This window comes from Deinococcus phoenicis (assembly GCF_000599865.1).
GTDB classification, from domain to species: domain Bacteria; phylum Deinococcota; class Deinococci; order Deinococcales; family Deinococcaceae; genus Deinococcus; species Deinococcus phoenicis.
In genome coordinates this window covers 24269-40227 of record NZ_JHAC01000042.1, presented here as the reverse complement: position 1 = coordinate 40227, position 15959 = coordinate 24269, and the positions used below count along the sequence as shown (strand labels likewise).

Here is a 15959-nt window from a genome sequence, read left to right as displayed (position 1 = left end):
AGGCGGCGGAGGTGGTGCGTTCGGTGAAGAGACTGACCCTGCTCCTGAGCGCCGTCCTGCTGGGCGGTCCGCCTGCCGCCGCGCAGCCGCTGCCCCCGACCTCTGCCCTGGCCGCCGAGGCCGCCCGCACCCTGAACGACCCGATCTTCCCCGGCCTGGGGCAGCTCGGGCTGGACGTGCGGCACTACGACGTGGCCCTGACCGTGGCGGAACCCGGCACACCCGGCCTGAGCGGCAGCGTAACGCTGACCCTGACGGCGACGCGCCCGCTGGCCGAGGTGCGCCTGGACTTCTTCGGGCCGACGGTGACCGCCGTGCGCTGGAACGGGCAGGCCGTCCCGTTCCGGGTCGATGGAGCCGCCCAGAAACTGATCGTGATGCCGCCCACGCCCCTCCTGCCGGGGCAGGAAGCGAGGCTCAGCGCCGAGTATCAGGGCACGCCCGGCGTGATCCTCGACCCCGACCTCGACCTTCCGGTGCCGCTGGGCTGGCAGAGTGTGCCCGGGGAAGGGCCGCGGGCCGGGGCGAACTTCACCCTCAGCGAGCCGAATGGTACCCATACCTTCCTGCCCTCCAACGATCACCCCAGCGACAAGGCCACCTTCACCACGCGCGTCACCGTCCCGCAGGGGTATGCGGCGGCGGCCAGCGGGCTGGAAGGGCCGGTGGTCGGGGGCAACGGGCCGCAGACCTTCGTGTTCACGCAGGCGCAGCCGATTCCCACCTATGCCCTGGCCGTCCACGTGAACCGCTTCGAGCGGGTGACGGCACCCTCGGTCCCAGTCGGTGTGAACGGGTCGCCGGTGGTGCGGCGCGATTATTTCCCGGTCGGCACGCCGCAGGGCGTCCGCACGGTCTATGCCCGCACCGATGAGATGCTGCGCGTGCTGTCGGAGTGGTTCGGGCCGTACCCCTTCGGCGCTTACGGCGTGGCGGTCGTGACGCCCCGGCTGCCCGCACTGGAAACCGCGACCCTCAGCACCATGCCGCCCACGGCGAGTGAGCGCACCGCCGTCCACGAACTCGCGCACCAGTGGTTCGGCAATGCCGTGACGCCCGCCGGCTGGGCCGACGTGTGGCTGAGCGAGGGTTTCGCCACCTATGCGGAACTGCTGTGGACCGAGAGCCAGGGGGGCGACGGGCAGGCGGTCGCCGCGCGCTGGCACGACACGCTGGCGCGGGGCGGAACGCGGCCCCTGGTGGCGGTGCAGGCCGGGCAACTGTTTGACCGCAGCGCCTATCAGCGCGGTGCCCTGGCCCTGCACGCCCTGCGCGCGGCCACCGGCGACGTGGCGTTCCGGGCCTTTCTGCACGCCTACACCGCCCGCTTCTCGGGCAGCACCCTGACCACCGCCGACTTTCTCACCTTTGCCCGTGCCCGAACCGGCCCGGCGGGTGAGGCGGCGCTGCGGCCCTGGGCCGAGTCGCCGGGCCTCCCGCCGCTGCCGCCCTCCTCATCCTCACGCTGACGTTCCCTTTAGCAAAGGGGAAACGGTTCACGCTTGCGGCTGAGCTGGGGTACGCTCGCCCCATGTGGCCTTTCGGAAAGAATACCGCCGACCGCGTCAGAGACGCCCTGAACGCGCAAAACCACCTCAAGGACCTGGGCCTTCAGGTGCAGGAGCGCGGCGGGAACGTCACGCTGACCGGCATGGTGCCGTCCCAGGCGCACGCGAACCTCGCCCAGAGCGTCGCCTCGGGCATAAGCGGCGTCAAGAACGTGGACGTGAGCGGCCTGGTCGTGCAGCCGCAGGCCAGCGCGCCCCAAACGACGGCAGCGCAGACCACGGCAACGCAGACCAGCGGGAACGCTCAACCCGCCGCGCAGACGTCTTCCTCCAGCGCCCCCGTGCAACTGCCCGACATCGTGCAGCAGAGCGCCGGGGCCGCCGAGCTGGACATGAGCGTCTTCGAGGACCAGAGCCGCATCGCCAAGGCCGTCCTGAGCGCCATTCGCAGCAATGGCGAGCTGAAGGACGACCCCATCGACGTGTTGCAAAGCGGCAAGTCGGTGATTCTGCGCGGCGTGGTGGACAGCGACCACGAGCAGCGCCTCGCCGAGAAGCTCGCCCGCGAGGTGGACGGCGTGGCCGGCGTGGACATCAGCGGCCTGCGTGTGGCCGCCGGAGCCAAGGAACTGACGAAGGAAAAGGACGAGGGCAGCGGCGACACCGTCTACACCGTCAAGGCGGGCGATTCCCTCAGCAAGATCGCCCAGCAGTACTACGGCGACGCGATGGAGTACAAGAAGATTGCCCACTACAACAACATCAGCAACCCGGACCTGATCCAGCCCGGGCAGAAGCTCCGTATTCCCGGCTGAGCTGCCGGGACAGTGGGCCGCCCTCCGCGCAGGGGGCGGCCTTTTTCCTTTCACCGCCGGATGGTGGATGCCACGGTGCAGCCCTCCACCTTTCCGAAGCTGGGGACGGTCCACGCTTGCTGTTGAGGGGTGGGCCGGGGTGCGTGAATGATCTGGACCCCGTGGCGGCGTTGCTGCCGGAGTTCCGCTGCCTGCGGCCCGACCCGCGCGGCACCGGGGGCAGCACGGGCGGCGCACAGAGCTGGGCAGGGCGCTGGCCGACCTGGAGGCCCTGCGGAACGCCCTGAACGCCTGATCCCTCCCCCTCCCTCTTTGGGCGGACGCTGAGGCTGGCCGCTGCGCCTACCCTGCGGGCATGATGGAGCTGATGAGCGTCTCCCCCTCTCCCCCGGCCCCACCCCAGCCGGAGCCTGCCCGCCGGGAAGGGCCGCTGGCCGATCTGCTGACCGCCCGCACCTACCGGACGGCGCTGTATGTGGGCCTGGCGCTGCCCCTGGGGGGCCTGGTGTTCGGGCTGCTGGTGGGCGGGGCGGTGGCGGGCGTGTTGACGTTGCCGCTGCTGGTGGGCGCGGCGCTGCTGCTGGGCACGCTGTGGCTGGTGCCGGGTCTGGCGGACGTGCAGCGCTGGCTGGCGGGGCTGCTGGGGGTGCGCTTCTCGCGGCGGGTGCCGCCCCCGGCCTATGCGGGCGTGCTGCCCTGGCTGCGCGCGACCCTGGCCGACAGCGCGACGTACCGGGCGCTGATGTTCCACCTGGTGCAGCTGCCCCTGGCCGCCGTGTGCTGGACGCTGCTGGCGGCGCTGCTGGGGCTGTCGCTGGGGGCACTCGGCGCGCCGTGGTGGGCCACCCGGCCCGAGCTGCTCCCCGTGACCTGGGACGGCGGGCAGGTGACCCTGACGGGGCCGGGCGTGGCAGGCGTGGCGCTGGCCGGGGTGGGGGGCCTGCTGGTCACGGCGGGCGTGCTGAACCTGCTGGGCCGCATGTGGGCCTGGCTGGCCTTCGCCCTCCTTTCTGACCGGGTGGACGAGGCCGGGGCGCGGCGGGAAGTCGTGGCGCTGCGCCGCGCGGCGGGCCGGGTGGCCCTGGGCGACGACCTGGGGGCCACCCTCACCGATCTGGCGGGGCAGGCGCGGGCGGCGAGTACGGCGCGGGCGGTGGCCCTGACCGCCCCGGACGGCACGATCCGCGCGGCGAGCGGCCCGCTCGACCCGGCGCTGCACGGCCCCGGCGCGTCTCCCCCGGCGGGCGGCGCGGACGTGCGCTATGTGGAGGGCGGCACCCTGGCGACCCTCCCGGTGGTGACGGGCGGCGCGGACGGCGGGACCCTGCGCGCCCTCTACGCGCCCGGCACGCAACCCGGCCCCGAGGAACTGGCCTTTCTGCTCAGCATCGCGGACCACGCGGGAACGGCGCTGCACGCCGCCGAGCTGATCGAGCGGGCGGGCGAGCGGGCCGGGGAACAGGAACGGGCGCGGCTGGCCCGCGAACTGCACGACAGCGTCGCCCAGGCGCTCTACGGCATCACGCTGGGGGCCAAGACGGCGCGGGCCACCCTGGGCCGCGATCCTGGCAAGACGCAGGCCAGCCTGGACTACACCATCCGCCTGGCAGAGGGGGGCGTCAGCGAGATGAAGGCGCTGCTGTTCAGCCTGCGCCCCGACGCGCTGGAGGAAGGCGGGCTGGTCGCGGCCCTCACGCAAAACGCGCACGCCCTGGGGGCCAGACACGGCCTGACGGTCCACGCGGACCTCCGGCGCGAGCCGCACCTCTCGCCACCCGCCCAGGCCGCCGCCTACCGCGTCGCGCAGGAGGCGCTGCACAACGTGGTCAAACATGCCCGCGCCACGCAGGTCTGGCTGAGCGTGCGGGAGGAAGAAGGCCGGGTGACGGTCGAGGTCCGCGACGACGGGCGCGGCTTCGACCCGGCGGCCCTGCCCGGCGGCACCCTGGGGCAGCGCTCCATGCGCGAGCGGGCGCAGGGCGCGGGCGGCACCCTGGCGGTCCAGAGCGCGCCGGGCACCGGCACGGCCGTCACGCTGACCCTCCCCGCCGCCCCGGACGGCCCCCAGGTGGAGGCGAACGCATGACCGTGGCCGAGCGGACCCCTCCCCGGCCCCTCGCGCCCGTGCTGGCCCGCATCGCGCTGGGGCTGGGGCTGGTGGCGGCGGGGGCGGCCCTGGGCTGGCAGGGCCAGCGCGTCACCCCCACCCCCGGCCTGAACGCCGTGCAGACGCCGCTGGCCTTTCCCCTGAACGGCGCAGAGGCCCTGAACGTCCGGCTGGAGGGCGACCGCTCCGACCTCAGCGTGGGCGGGCTGGCGTGGCCGGGCCGGGCGGCCCTGAGCGGGCAGGCGGTGCGGCGCGAACGCAACCCGCTGCGGGCACAGGCCACGCGCGAGGGAGGCACGCTGAACCTGGACCTGAGGCTGAACGTGCAGCCCCTCAAAGAAGGGGTGATCCGCGTCAGCACGCGGCCCCTCCAGCACCGGCTGGACACGCAGCTCTCGCGGGCGGTGCCGATCACCCTGACCACCGACACGTACAGCGGGGACACCCGGCTCGACCTGCACGCCCTGCGGGTCAGGACACTGAATGTCCGCAGCGGGTTCGGCAAGGTCGTGGCGACCCTGCCCGAACGGCAGAGCGGTCCCCTCACCTTCGTCACGCTGGGCGGCCCGGTCACGCTGCATGCCCGGCCCACCTGGCGCGCGCCCGCGCTGCGCGTGAACACCGAGAGCGGCGACGTGCGGCTCGACCTCGCGGCGGCGCGGGTGGAGTCACTCAGCGTGGGCGTGCTGAGCGGCGACGTGACCGGCGACCTGCCCCGCACCGACCGCACCAGCGTGGCGTCCGGACACGGCGACGTAGCCCTGAACCTGCCCGACGGCGCGGCGGGCACCTTTGATCTGCGCTCGGAAGGCGGGCACGTCGCGCTGACGGTGCCGCGTGACGTGCCCCTGCGCGTGCGTTTCACCGACCGCACGGCCCTTCAACTGCCGCCCGGCCTCAAGCGCCAGGGCAACACCGCCGCCACCGATGCGGAGGCGCTCAACGACCCCGACCTCGACCTCTTTATCGACGCGCCCAGCGCCGACCTCACGCTGCGCGGCCCCGGCGACGCCCCCGAAGGAGACACGCCCTCATGACCGAACCTGCCCCCACCCCATCCGTCCGCGTCTTGCTGGTGGACGACCACGCCGTCGTCCGCCAGGGCCTGCGCCTCTTCCTGGGCCTCGACCCCGCTATCGACGTGGTGGGCGAGGCCGCCAACGGCGAGGAAGCCCTCGCGGAAGCCGCCCGCCTGACGCCCGACGTGGTGGTCATGGACCTGATGATGCCCGTGATGGACGGCATCCAGGCCACCCGGCTGCTGCGCCGCGCCCTCCCCGACACCGAGGTCATCGCCCTGACCTCCACCCTGGAAGAACACAAGGTCAACGGGGCCATCGAGGCCGGGGCAATCAGCTACATGCTCAAGGACGCCTCCTCGGACACGCTGGCCGACGCCATCCACGCCGCCGCGCGCGGCGAGGTGCGCCTCCATTCCGAAGCCGCCCGCCGCCTGGTGCGCGACTTCCGCTCCCCCGACATGCGCGAGACGCTGACGCCCAAGGAGGTGATCGTGCTGCAACTGATCGCGCGGGGCTGCTCCAACCGCGACATTGCCCGCGACCAGAACGTGACCGAGGCGACCGTGAAAACGCACGTCAGCCGCCTGCTGGGCAAGCTGGGGCTGGAAAGCCGCACCCAGGCGGCGCTGTACGCGCTGCGGCACGGGCTGGCGAGTCTGGAATGAGGCGGCCAGCTTCCCGCCGCCCGCAGCCAGCGCCGGGCGGCTTCGGGCTGCCCCTGCTGATGCTGGGCATTGCCGGTCTGGGCATTGCGGCGGGCACGGTGCGGGCGGTGCTGCTGGAAGGGGCAGGGGGCTGGAGCTGGCTCCTCTCCGCCGTCTGGCTGCTCCTGCCCGTCGCGGTGATCGCGGCGTTCTGCCTGGGCCTGAGCCGCAGGAGTCCCGTCGCGGCGCTGGGGGGTGGAGTGGCGACTGCCCTCGTGGCCGCCCTGTACACCTTCGAGCTGCTGCACCCGAAGTACAACGGGGACGCGAATATCGGGCTGGGCCTCTACCTGACGTTCGGCTGGCTGTTTCCCCTCGGCCCCGCCGCGTTGCTGGGCAGTCTGGTGGGGGCGGGTGTGGAACGGCTGCGCGGCGGCCCTCCCACACCCGCCGCGCCCGCAGACGCCCCGCCCCTGCCCCCGCTGCGGCCCTGGCTGTGGCCGCTGCTGGTGCCGGGAGTGGTGTCGCTGGCGGTGTCGTTGCGGCCTCTCTTCCCTCTGTGGAGGCAGGAACAGCTGGGCGCACAGGAGGCGTTCGGCTTGCTCCTCAGTTTCGGCATGACGGCGCTCGGCGTCCTGGCCGTCAGCCTCTCCCCCGCCCTGATGGCCCTCCCCCTGCTGCGAAGCCGCGCCGCCCGCGACGGCGTGTTGCGGCCCCGGCTCGCCGCGTTCCGGGGACTGTGCCTGGGCCTCGCGGTGACGCTGGGGCTGTTCGGGTTCGGCCAGGGACTGCTTCGAGCCGTGCCCCTGGGGATATTCCTGCTGCTGTGCGCCGCGTTCCCCTTCCTCGGGTATGCGGTGGGCCGCCACCCCAAAGGCTGAGGCAGAGGGCCACCGCTCGCGCCCTCTGCCTGCCGCTTTCAGCCTTGGACTTCAGCCCAGATCGTCCAGCACGCCGTCCAGGTCCTTTTTCACGCAGGTGAACATGGGCGTATCACTCAGGGTGTAATTGCTCGCCTCAGTGTAGCGCAGGCGGTGAACGAGGTCCACGAACTCCTGGGGATGGTCGCTGTCAAACGACACCACGAATTCCTGATCGTCGATGCCGTAGGAATAGCTGGTATTGATCCGCACGCCCTTGAAGGGACCGGAGGCGTAGATATGCTCGTCCATCATGCCCTGGCGCGAGTGGGGCGTCAGGTCGTACCAGGCGCGCGTCTTGACGAAGGGATAGATGAACAGGAACTGCCCCTGCCCCGGCAGGATTTCCAGGCCGTGCCCGCTGCCCTCCACGCGGTTCACGTACTGGCTGCGCTTATTCATGCTGACGAAGTTGTAGGGCTGCGAGAGAAAGCCCATCAGCCGGGTGCGGTTCAGGCGGGCCTGGGCCTCCTGAAACTCGCGCACGTCGAACGCGATGCGCCACAGCATGAAGTCCACGTCGGCGCGCACCCCGACCAGCGAGTAGGTGCGCTGGATCAGGCCCTTCTCGGCGGGCGCGTCGGTGACCCAGCCCTCGGCGGCGGCCAGGAACTCGGCCTTCAACTCGTCGCGCTCGGCCTGGGGCAGACGGCGGAAGGCGGGATCGAGCTTGAAAAAGGCATAGTTCAGGAACTGCCGCTGGGCGCGGTCGGGTTCCCTCTGCGTCACCTGTCCGCTGGGGTCGAGGTCCACCATCAGCTTGGGACGCCCAGCGGGACGGCCCCCACCGGCAGCGGGCGGCGTCTGGGCGGCCTGCGCCGGCTTCTGCTCGTCGGTCACTGCGCCACCGCCTGGCCGCGCAGATCATGGGTCAACCCGAAGTTGTTCCGGTACAGCGCCTGAATGGCGTCGTATTCGCTGTCCGTCAGCGGCGCGGCGCCGAAGGTGGCGGCGTATTCCTCCAGCCCTTTCTGGTCGTAGATGTTGGGAATGACGCTCGCCATCGCGGGCGAACGCAGCGCGAACTGGAGGGCGAGCTGGCCGATGGTGCGCCCACCCAGGAACTGGGCATCCAGCTGCTCGACCTTATTCAGGCCGTCTTCCATCCAGGCCTTGCGGCGGGCATTGGTAGTCAGCCGCCAGTTGCGGTGGTCGCCCGGCTCGAACTCGGTATCAAGCGTCATGTAGCCTTCCAGCAGCCCCGAGGCGTGCGGCACGCGGGCCATCACGCCGACGCCCTCCTGCTCGGCCACCGGCAGAATCTGTTCCCCCAGCACCTGTTCCAGCAGGTTATAGATGATCTGGGTGGGCGCGCGCCGCAGCCGGATCGTCTCCAGGCCTTCCTCGATCTGGCGCTCGTTCAGCGCGGGACCGAGCGCCGTGCCGTAGGCGCGGATCAGCCCTTCGGCCCTGAGCTGTTCGAGTTCGGCCCACAGGTCGTCTTTCTGAATGGCGTCGAGGCGCGGGTTGTGGAGCTGGTAATAGTCCAGATAATCGGTGCCCAGGCGCTTCAGGCTGCCTTCCAGCGCCTTGCGGAGGTACGCGGGGGTCCAGTCGTGCGGGCGCTCCTGCTGGCCGGGGCGTTCGGGGTGGGTGTAGATGTCGTAACCGAACTTGCTGGCGATCACGATCTGGTCACGCACGTCCCCCAGCACGCGACGCTGAATCTCCTCCGCGCGGCCCGAGGCGTAGGTGTCCGCGTTGTCGAAGAAGGTGATGCCCAGGTCGAAGGCGCGGCGCAGCAGGCGGTCCGCCATTGCCTCGTCCTTGACGCCCCACCACGTCGTGCCGACCGTCCACACGCCGAAGCCGACCGCGCTGACGGTGAGGTCGGTGCCGAGTAACTTCCGGTATTCCATGCCCGCACTATTCCACCGCGCCGCGGGGACAATGCACCCCGAACGAGCGGTCAGGTGGGGGCAGTTCAGGGAAGGAGGCAGGAACGTCTGCCCGACTGGGAACGTACCGGAACATATGGGCTTCTTTGCATCCACACCTCCCGAACCCCACCCCGTCACCCGCGTGGGCAAGGGCCTGACCTGCGCCCATTGCCAACACGACCTCTTTCACAGGGGTGAGGCTCAGCTCAACACGCAGGGAATGACGCTGCTGGGCCTGGACTGGATGAACCGGAGCGCCTCCTACTTCGCCTGCGCGAACTGCGGACACCTGCACTGGTTTCTGGACGTGGCCTGAACGCCGCCGGGCCGCGTTCTGCCATGAGGAACGCGCACTCTATCCATGCGCCTTTTTGAACCCCCTCCGCTCCGGCACGGGAAACACCAGCCGGAACTCCGGCACCCCCAGCGTCAGGCGCGGGCGGGTGTGGCGCAGGGGCAAATACAGGCCGTCCGTGTGCAGGACGGTCAGGCGGGCCAGACCTGCGTATCCGCTCCCCCCCACCCGCGTGAGGCACCAGGCTTCTTCCCCGTCCAGCGGCGGCTGCGCCAGTGTCCGCCAGGCCGGGGGCAACAGGGCCGCCGTCACGGGCAGACGTAAGGCCCGGGTCTGGAAGGCGAGGTGGGCCACCTCCCGCCCGTCCTCGCCGGTCACGCGCACCTGCCCGCACCGCAGGTCGCCCGTCCACTCGAACTGGGCGAGCCGCTTGGGAAGACCCCAGTTGCGCCGACCCCACACCACACTTTGCGGCGTACTCACCACGATGGACCGCACGCGCGGACGCGGCCCAGCGGGACTGGCCCGGCCACCTTCCACCCACAGCAGCTCGTCATAGGGGCCGACCAGGGAGGAGCCGTAGCGGACCAGCATCAGCGCCCCCAGGACGGCGCCGGGTGCGGGGGCGTACACGGCGATCAGACCACGGCCCGTGAGCGTCCAGGGAGGCGGAGGCATGACCCCCAGGCTACGCGCTACCCTCGCCCTGATGCTGAAGCATGTGTCCTTTGTGACGGGCGACCTGAAGGCGGCCCTGGCCTTTTACACGCGGCTGGGCGGGGTGATCGAAAAAGACCTCACGACCTCCGAGGGCTACCGCCGGGGTGTGCTCCTGCTGGGAGAAGGCCGCCTGCAATTCTTCGAGGTTCCCGGTGAGGCCCCCGCCACGCACCCCCACTGGGCCGAACACGTCGCCCTGCACGTTCCGGACCTCCGCGCCCTGCTGCCCGAGCTGCGCGCGGCGGGTGTGACCGTGACGCGCGACCTCCAGCCCAGCCCCGGCGGGCGCGACATGGCCTTCGTGCTGGACCCGGACGGGCGGCAGGTGGAGCTGTTGGCAGAAGGCTGAAAGCAGAAGGCAGATGGCGGGAGCGTCCCGAAGCCATCTGCCTTCTACCTTCCGCCTTCTGCGCCGCGCCTACGGCCCTTCCGTATAGACCCGGCTGGGAAAGTAGTACTTGTCCAGCAGCAGCTTGCCCAGGGCGACGGCGGGCACCGAGAGCAGCGCGCCGGTAAAGCCCAGCAGCGACGCGCCGACCAGGATGGCGAGCAGCACGGTTACGGGATGCAGGTCGGTGGTCTTGCTGAGGATGTAGGGACTCAGGAAGTTGCCCTCGATCTGGTTGGCGGCCACGAACACCACGATCACCAGCAGCATCTTGACCCAGCCGAAGGGCAGGGCCAGCAGCAGGGCGGGCGTCGCGCCGATCACCGGCCCCAGGTACGGCACGATGTTGAAGGCCCCGGCCAGAAAGCCGATGGCGGCGGCGCTGGGGATGCCCAGCAGCGTGAGGCCCAGCCACACGAACACGCCGATAAAGAGGGCGATCAGCAGTTGCCCCCGGACATAGCCGCCGACCGCCGTGCCGACCAGCTCGCTGAACTCCAGCACGCGCGGCTGCCAGGGCCGGGGAAAGGCGCGCAGCAACGAGGCGTTCACCCGGCTGTAGTCCAGCATCAGGTAGATGCTCAGCAGCAGCATCAGCACCACCTGGCCCAGCACGCCGCCGATGGACACCAGGCCGCTGAAGATGGTGCCGCTGGAACTCAGCACATTTTGCAGGAGCGGGACGATATTGCGCCCCAGGTTCTGAAGCGCCGTTTGCACCGCCTCGGTGAGCCGCACGCGCACGGCGTCCGTTCCTGGAATGTTGTGCGCGCCCAGCCAGTTGAAGACGTTGTCCAGCACCTCGTTCAGGCGACCGACCTGTGCGGGCAGGCTGGTGATCAGGGCGATGAGCTGGGTCGAGACGGTCACGATCAGGGCCGCCGCCAGCGCAAAGATGCCCACAAAAAGCAGCAGCACGAAAAACACGCCCAGGCCCCGTTTGACCCGGCCCCGTTCCAGCCAGTTGAGCAGGGGATTGGCCAGGTAGGCGATCAGGTACCCCACCGCGAACACCACCACCACCGTCCTGACCTGTCCGAACAGGCGGTAGGCGAGATAAAAGACCAGCAGGAACACGGCGGCGCGGATCCAGGGGCTGCGCCAGATGTACTGGAAGGCATTCGGGGCTTTCGGGGGCGAGATCACGCTGCCCATGATACGGAGGGGAATGCCCCCGGGCGCGTGGAAGGACGCCGCGTGAACCCCGCGCCTTGCCCGGCTCTGTCACCTCCGGCTTTGCTACAGTGGAGGCATGACGTTCCTGTGTTGCCTTCCCCCGCGGTAAGCAGCGCACCCCGCCCTGCCGCCGCGCCCCTTCTGTGAGTGGCGCGGCGGCCTTTTTTGGTGTCTCTCAAGCTTTGGCCCCAGGCTTCGTTCTCCGCAGGAGTCCCCATGACGCACCCCGAACCCGCCCCACCCTCCACCCGCCAGCCAGACCCCGGCATCGTCCTCTATGACACCATGCAGCGCCAGAAGGTGCCCTTCGTGCCGGGCGTGCCGGGACGCGTGGGCATGTACCTGTGCGGGCCGACCGTGTACAGCGACGCGCACCTGGGCCACGCGAAAAAGGAGGTGGCCTTCGACGTGGTTCGCCGCACGCTGCTGCACTTCGGCTATCAGGTGCGCTACGTGACCAACGTGACCGACGTGGGCCACCTCCAGAACGACAGTGACGATGGAGAGGACAAGCTGCTGGCCCGCGCGCGGCTGGAGCAGCTCGAACCGATGGAGGTCGCCGACAAGTATTTCTGGTCCTTCGTGCGCGACATGGACGCCCTGAACGTCCTGAAGCCCAGCATCAACCCGCGCGCCACCGGGCACATCCCCGAGCAGATCGAACTGATCGAGGAACTGATCCGCCGGGGCCACGCCTACGAATCCGGCGGCAGCGTGTATTTCGACGTGCGGAGCTGGCCCGAGTACGGCAAGCTCTCGGGCCGGAGGCTCGACGATCAGGAGGAAGGTACCCGCGAGGCGGTGCGCGAGGACAAGCGCGACCCGCGTGACTTCGCGCTGTGGAAGCAGGCCGAGCCGGGGCACATCATGCGCTGGGAATCGCCCTGGGGCGAGGGCTTCCCCGGCTGGCACATCGAGTGCAGCGCCATGAGCCTGAAGTATCTGGGCGAGGGCTTCGACATCCACGGGGGCGGCATCGACCTGGAATTCCCGCACCACGAGGCCGAGATCGCGCAATCGGAGGCCGCCGGGCACCCCTTCGCCCGCTACTGGATGCACAACAACATGCTGACCATCGGCGGCGAGAAGATGAGCAAGAGCAAGGGCAACTTCACCACCCTGCGCGACCTGCTCGCCGTCCACGACCCGATGGTGGTCCGCTTCCTGCTGGTGGGCAGCCACTACCGCTCCATCACCGAGTTCAGTGACGCCGCCTTCGAGAGCGCCCGCAGCGGCTACCGCCGCCTGACCGAGGCCCTGCACGAGGTCGAGCGCCGTCTGCCCACGGCACCCGGCAAAAGTGACCCGGCCCTGCTGGAGAACATCGGCGGACACGTCCGCGCCTTCGAGGACGCCATGCGCGACGACTTCAACACGCCCCGGGCCGTCGCCGCGCTGTTCGGCCTGACCACCGACGTGAACGCCGCGCTGGCCGCCGGGGAGGTCGGGCGGGAGGCGCTGGAGGCGGCCCGGACCGCCTACCGCACGCTGGGCGGGGACGTGCTGGGCCTGTTCGCGGGGGGCACCGCCGAGCGCGGGGACGACGCCCAGGTGGTCGGTGCCCTGATGGACCTGGTGCTTCAGGCACGGCAGCACTACCGGCTGAACAAACAGTACGCCCAGGCCGACGATTTGCGCGACACCCTCGCGTCGGTCGGCGTCACCGTAGAGGACACCAAGGACGGCCCGCGCTGGCGGCGCTGAGGCCCACCACGCTTCGGCCCGGGTCCCCGGAAGCACCGGGGGGAGCACTTCACGCGCATGTCAGAAAGCTGTCATTCCGGCCGTTTACCCTGGGGTTGAGCGGTGGCTGACACCCCTCATCCTTCCCTCCAACCGGACGCGCCGACCCCCCTGGGCGCGTCCTTTTTTGGCGCTGCCCGCCCACCTTTCGTAGCCCCGCCGCAGCCAGATCAATGGGCGCTGAGCTGGCCCTCACGTGTCCGCCGGGGCCAGCGGTAGACTCGCGTCATGTTGCCGCCCCTCGTCAAGCAGGTACTCGATAACTTCAATTTCGACGTGGACCCGGACCTGACCCCCGAGGAGAATGTCGAAGAGGTCATCAAGAGTGCGGCGCTGCTGTCGGGCGCGATCGCGGTGGAACCCATCCCCTTTGCGGACATCCTGCTGATCACGCCCGTGCAGGCCAAGATGGTCCTTCACATCGGCAAGATCTACGGCTTCGACATCACGCCCGACCGGGCCAGAGAAATCGTGCAGGAACTCGGCGCGACCGTCGCCTACGGGATGCTGGCCCGCCAGGTCATGCGCGGCCTCGCCAAGCTGGCCTTGCCGGTGATCGGCGGCCTGATCACGGCGCCCGCCGTGTACGGCTGGACCTTCGCGCTGGGGCGCGTCGCGCAGAACCACTTCGAGCGCAAGCACCAGGGGCTGCCGGTGGGGAAAAGCGAGCAGGTGAAGGTGATTCAGGAGGCCAAGGGCCAGGCCCGCCGCGCCCTGCCCAGCGCGCAGGATTTCAGTGACCTGGCCGCCGAACTGCGCCGCCGCGCCGACGAGAAGCAGAAGGGCCAGGGCCGGAGCGACCTGAACTGAAGGGGACAGCGGGCGGCCGGTGCCCTTGACCCCTTCCCCCGTTCTGCGTCAGACTGCCCGCAGCGTTGATCCGCAGGAGTACCGCGCAGAGCAGTCCGGAGCGAGCCTGAGACGGTGAGAGTCAGGCGGCCAGCAGCGTCGGGAAGGGCGGCGGGGAGCTGACGGGCCTCTAGACAGGGCCTCATACAAAAGTGCCCGATTGCCGGCAGACCGCCGGGCGGGAACTGGGGTGGAACCGCGCACCGTGCTGACCTTGATCGGCTTCTGCGTCCCCAGACGAGCTGAGAAAAGCCGTCTGGGGACGTTCTTTTCCGGCTCAGGAAAGGAGACGACCGTGCCCGCGAACTCGATGGAAGAACTCGTCAGCCTGTGCAAGCGCCGGGGCTTTATTTTCCAGGGGTCGGAGATTTACGGCGGCCTGCAAGGCTTCTACGATTACGGCCCCCTGGGCGTGGAGCTGAAGAACAACCTCAAGGCGGCGTGGTGGCGCACCAACGTCTACGAGCGCGACGACATGGAGGGCCTGGACGCCAGCATCATCATGCACCGGCAGGTCCTGCGCCACTCCGGCCACGAGGCGACCTTCAGCGACCCGATGGTGGACAACCGCAAGACCAAGAAGCGGTATCGCCTCGACCATCTGGTGAAGGACCAGAAGGCGGACGTGGTGGCGAAGGTGGCCGAAGGCATCGGCGAAAGCGTGGAGAACTTCCCCGCCGTCGTGGCGGCGCTGGTGGCGAATCCAGCGCGGGCCTCCGAGGCCCTGATCGCGGCGGGCGTGCGTGACCCCTTTTCCGGCGAGGTGGGCGACTGGACCGAGCCGAAGCCCTTCAACATGATGTTCCGCACGACCATCGGCCCCACCGCCGACGAGGACTCCTTCGGCTACCTGCGGCCGGAAACCGCGCAGGGCATCTTCACCAACTTCAAGAACGTGGTGGACTCCACGTCACGCCGCCTGCCCTTCGGCATCGCGCAGATCGGCAAGGCCTTTCGCAACGAGATCACGCCGCGCAACTTCATCTTCCGCGTGCGCGAGCTGGAGCAGATGGAAATCGAGTTCTTCTGCGCACCCGGCACCGACGAGGAGTGGCACCAGCACTGGCTGGAGGCCCGGTTGAGCTGGTGGGAGGCGCAGGGCGTGCCGCGTGAAAAGATCCAGATTCTGGACGTGCCCAAAGAAGACCTGGCGCACTACTCCAAACGCACCTACGACCTGATGTACGACTACCCCACGCTGGGGTACGAGGAGATCGAGGGGATCGCCAACCGCAGCGACTACGACCTGGGGAGCCACACGAAAGCGCAGGGCGAACTGGGGCTGGTGGCGAAGGTCGAGGAAAACCTCGACTCCATCGCCAAGCTGACCATTCCGCACCCGGAAACGAACAAGCCCGTCGTGCCCTTCGTGATCGAACCCTCGGCGGGCGTGGACCGCGCGATGCTGGCCGTGCTGAGTGAGGCGTTCACGAAAGAGACGCTGGAAAACGGCTCGGAGCGCATCGTGCTGAAGCTCCGGCCCCACCTCGCGCCGATCAAGGTGGCGGTGATCCCGCTGGCGCGCAACCGTGAGGAAATCACGACAGTGGCCCGGCGGATCAAGGCCGACCTCCAGAAACTCGGCCTGGGCCGCGTGCTGTACGAGGACAGCGGCAACATCGGCAAGGCGTACCGCCGCCACGACGAGGTGGGCACGCCCTACTGCGTCACGGTGGACTTCGACACGGTGGGCAAGGGCGAGGACGCCACGCTGACCGACACCGTGACCGTCCGCGACCGCGACACGCTGGCGCAGGAGCGGGTGAGGATCAGCGAACTGGCGAACTGGATGCGGGAACGGCTGCGGTAAGGGGAAGCGGTCAGCGTTCAGCCATCAGCCAGAGAAGCAGAAGCCCCCGCCGAGGCGCGGGGGTTTTTCTGTTCTGGTCCGG

15 protein-coding genes are annotated in these 15959 nt (G+C 69.8%); 11 read left to right on the top strand and 4 right to left on the bottom strand.

Annotated features, from left to right (window positions below; all coding sequences use genetic code 11):
* The first annotated feature begins 23 nt into the window (after positions 1 to 23).
* The 7 genes from DEIPH_RS12990 to DEIPH_RS18845 all read left to right on the top strand — a co-directional run bounded on the left by DEIPH_RS12990 (position 24) and on the right by DEIPH_RS18845 (position 6977).
* Positions 24 to 1469 (top strand): M1 family metallopeptidase, encoded by a 1446-nt coding sequence (locus tag DEIPH_RS12990; RefSeq protein WP_235183242.1) that lies wholly within the window; start codon positions 24 to 26, stop codon positions 1467 to 1469.
* Between the two features lie 62 nt (positions 1470 to 1531).
* Entirely contained in the window at positions 1532 to 2323 is a 792-nt protein-coding gene (locus tag DEIPH_RS12985) for a BON domain-containing protein (RefSeq protein ID WP_034358778.1), read from the top strand.
* Positions 2324 to 2466: 143 nt separating this feature from the next.
* A complete protein-coding gene (locus DEIPH_RS20205; RefSeq protein WP_161636068.1) occupies positions 2467 to 2610 on the top strand; it encodes a hypothetical protein in 144 nt (47 codons plus the stop codon).
* A 68-nt stretch (positions 2611 to 2678) separates the two neighbouring features.
* Entirely contained in the window at positions 2679 to 4409 is a 1731-nt protein-coding gene (locus tag DEIPH_RS12980; protein WP_152544933.1) for a sensor histidine kinase, read from the top strand.
* Positions 4406 to 5467 carry a DUF4097 family beta strand repeat-containing protein gene (locus tag DEIPH_RS12975; protein ID WP_034358777.1) on the top strand — a complete coding sequence of 354 codons (1062 nt, stop codon included), beginning with the start codon at positions 4406 to 4408 and terminating at the stop codon, positions 5465 to 5467. Before DEIPH_RS12980 ends, DEIPH_RS12975 begins: the two co-directional genes overlap by 4 nt.
* Positions 5464 to 6117, top strand: a complete 654-nt coding sequence (locus DEIPH_RS12970; protein ID WP_034358776.1) for a response regulator — start codon at positions 5464 to 5466, stop codon at positions 6115 to 6117. The genes DEIPH_RS12975 and DEIPH_RS12970 overlap by 4 nt, the downstream gene beginning before the upstream one ends.
* Entirely contained in the window at positions 6114 to 6977 is an 864-nt protein-coding gene (locus DEIPH_RS18845) for a hypothetical protein (protein ID WP_152544932.1), read from the top strand. Before DEIPH_RS12970 ends, DEIPH_RS18845 begins: the two co-directional genes overlap by 4 nt.
* 51 nt (positions 6978 to 7028) lie before the next feature.
* Here the strand turns inward: DEIPH_RS18845 and DEIPH_RS12960 are convergent, their stop codons facing one another.
* The 3 genes from DEIPH_RS12960 to DEIPH_RS12945 form a co-directional block, all read right to left on the bottom strand.
* The gene (locus DEIPH_RS12960) at positions 7029 to 7775 is read right to left on the bottom strand and encodes a chlorite dismutase family protein (protein WP_034358863.1); all 747 of its coding nucleotides are present in this window, start codon (positions 7773 to 7775) and stop codon (positions 7029 to 7031) included.
* Between the two features lie 77 nt (positions 7776 to 7852).
* On the bottom strand, positions 7853 to 8875 hold the full coding sequence (locus DEIPH_RS12955; protein ID WP_034358773.1) for an aldo/keto reductase: 1023 nt from the start codon (positions 8873 to 8875) through the stop codon (positions 7853 to 7855).
* Positions 8876 to 9251: 376 nt separating this feature from the next.
* Positions 9252 to 9869, bottom strand: coding sequence for a hypothetical protein (locus DEIPH_RS12945; RefSeq protein ID WP_235183241.1), 618 nt, complete (start codon positions 9867 to 9869; stop codon positions 9252 to 9254).
* A 31-nt stretch (positions 9870 to 9900) separates the two neighbouring features.
* Here DEIPH_RS12945 and DEIPH_RS12940 point away from each other — a divergent pair, with 31 nt between their 5' ends.
* A complete protein-coding gene (locus DEIPH_RS12940) occupies positions 9901 to 10260 on the top strand; it encodes a VOC family protein (RefSeq protein ID WP_034358769.1) in 360 nt (119 codons plus the stop codon).
* 69 nt (positions 10261 to 10329) lie between these two features.
* Here DEIPH_RS12940 and DEIPH_RS12935 read toward each other — a convergent pair whose 3' ends face one another.
* On the bottom strand, positions 10330 to 11445 hold the full coding sequence (locus DEIPH_RS12935; RefSeq protein ID WP_081790918.1) for an AI-2E family transporter: 1116 nt from the start codon (positions 11443 to 11445) through the stop codon (positions 10330 to 10332).
* 246 nt (positions 11446 to 11691) lie between these two features.
* On the opposite strand from DEIPH_RS12935, the gene cysS reads away from it, so the two are divergent.
* The 3 genes from cysS to DEIPH_RS12920 all read left to right on the top strand — a co-directional run bounded on the left by cysS (position 11692) and on the right by DEIPH_RS12920 (position 15877).
* A complete protein-coding gene (gene cysS, locus DEIPH_RS12930; RefSeq protein ID WP_034358765.1) occupies positions 11692 to 13179 on the top strand; it encodes a cysteine--tRNA ligase in 1488 nt (495 codons plus the stop codon).
* Between the two features lie 267 nt (positions 13180 to 13446).
* Positions 13447 to 14028, top strand: coding sequence for a YcjF family protein (locus DEIPH_RS12925; protein ID WP_034358763.1), 582 nt, complete (start codon positions 13447 to 13449; stop codon positions 14026 to 14028).
* Between the two features lie 334 nt (positions 14029 to 14362).
* A complete protein-coding gene (locus DEIPH_RS12920) occupies positions 14363 to 15877 on the top strand; it encodes a glycine--tRNA ligase (protein WP_034358761.1) in 1515 nt (504 codons plus the stop codon).
* Positions 15878 to 15959: the final 82 nt, after the last annotated feature.

Coding starts and splice junctions, on each gene's coding strand:
- DEIPH_RS12985 (WP_034358778.1), top strand. CDS start 1,532: ATGTGGCCTTTCGGAAAGAATACCGCCGACCGCGTCAGAGACGCCCTG.
- DEIPH_RS12980 (WP_152544933.1), top strand. CDS start 2,679: ATGATGGAGCTGATGAGCGTCTCCCCCTCTCCCCCGGCCCCACCCCAG.
- DEIPH_RS12975 (WP_034358777.1), top strand. CDS start 4,406: ATGACCGTGGCCGAGCGGACCCCTCCCCGGCCCCTCGCGCCCGTGCTG.
- DEIPH_RS12970 (WP_034358776.1), top strand. CDS start 5,464: ATGACCGAACCTGCCCCCACCCCATCCGTCCGCGTCTTGCTGGTGGAC.
- DEIPH_RS18845 (WP_152544932.1), top strand. CDS start 6,114: ATGAGGCGGCCAGCTTCCCGCCGCCCGCAGCCAGCGCCGGGCGGCTTC.
- DEIPH_RS12955 (WP_034358773.1), bottom strand. CDS start 8,875: ATGGAATACCGGAAGTTACTCGGCACCGACCTCACCGTCAGCGCGGTC.
- DEIPH_RS12945 (WP_235183241.1), bottom strand. CDS start 9,869: ATGCCTCCGCCTCCCTGGACGCTCACGGGCCGTGGTCTGATCGCCGTG.
- DEIPH_RS12940 (WP_034358769.1), top strand. CDS start 9,901: ATGCTGAAGCATGTGTCCTTTGTGACGGGCGACCTGAAGGCGGCCCTG.
- cysS (WP_034358765.1), top strand. CDS start 11,692: ATGACGCACCCCGAACCCGCCCCACCCTCCACCCGCCAGCCAGACCCC.
- DEIPH_RS12925 (WP_034358763.1), top strand. CDS start 13,447: ATGTTGCCGCCCCTCGTCAAGCAGGTACTCGATAACTTCAATTTCGAC.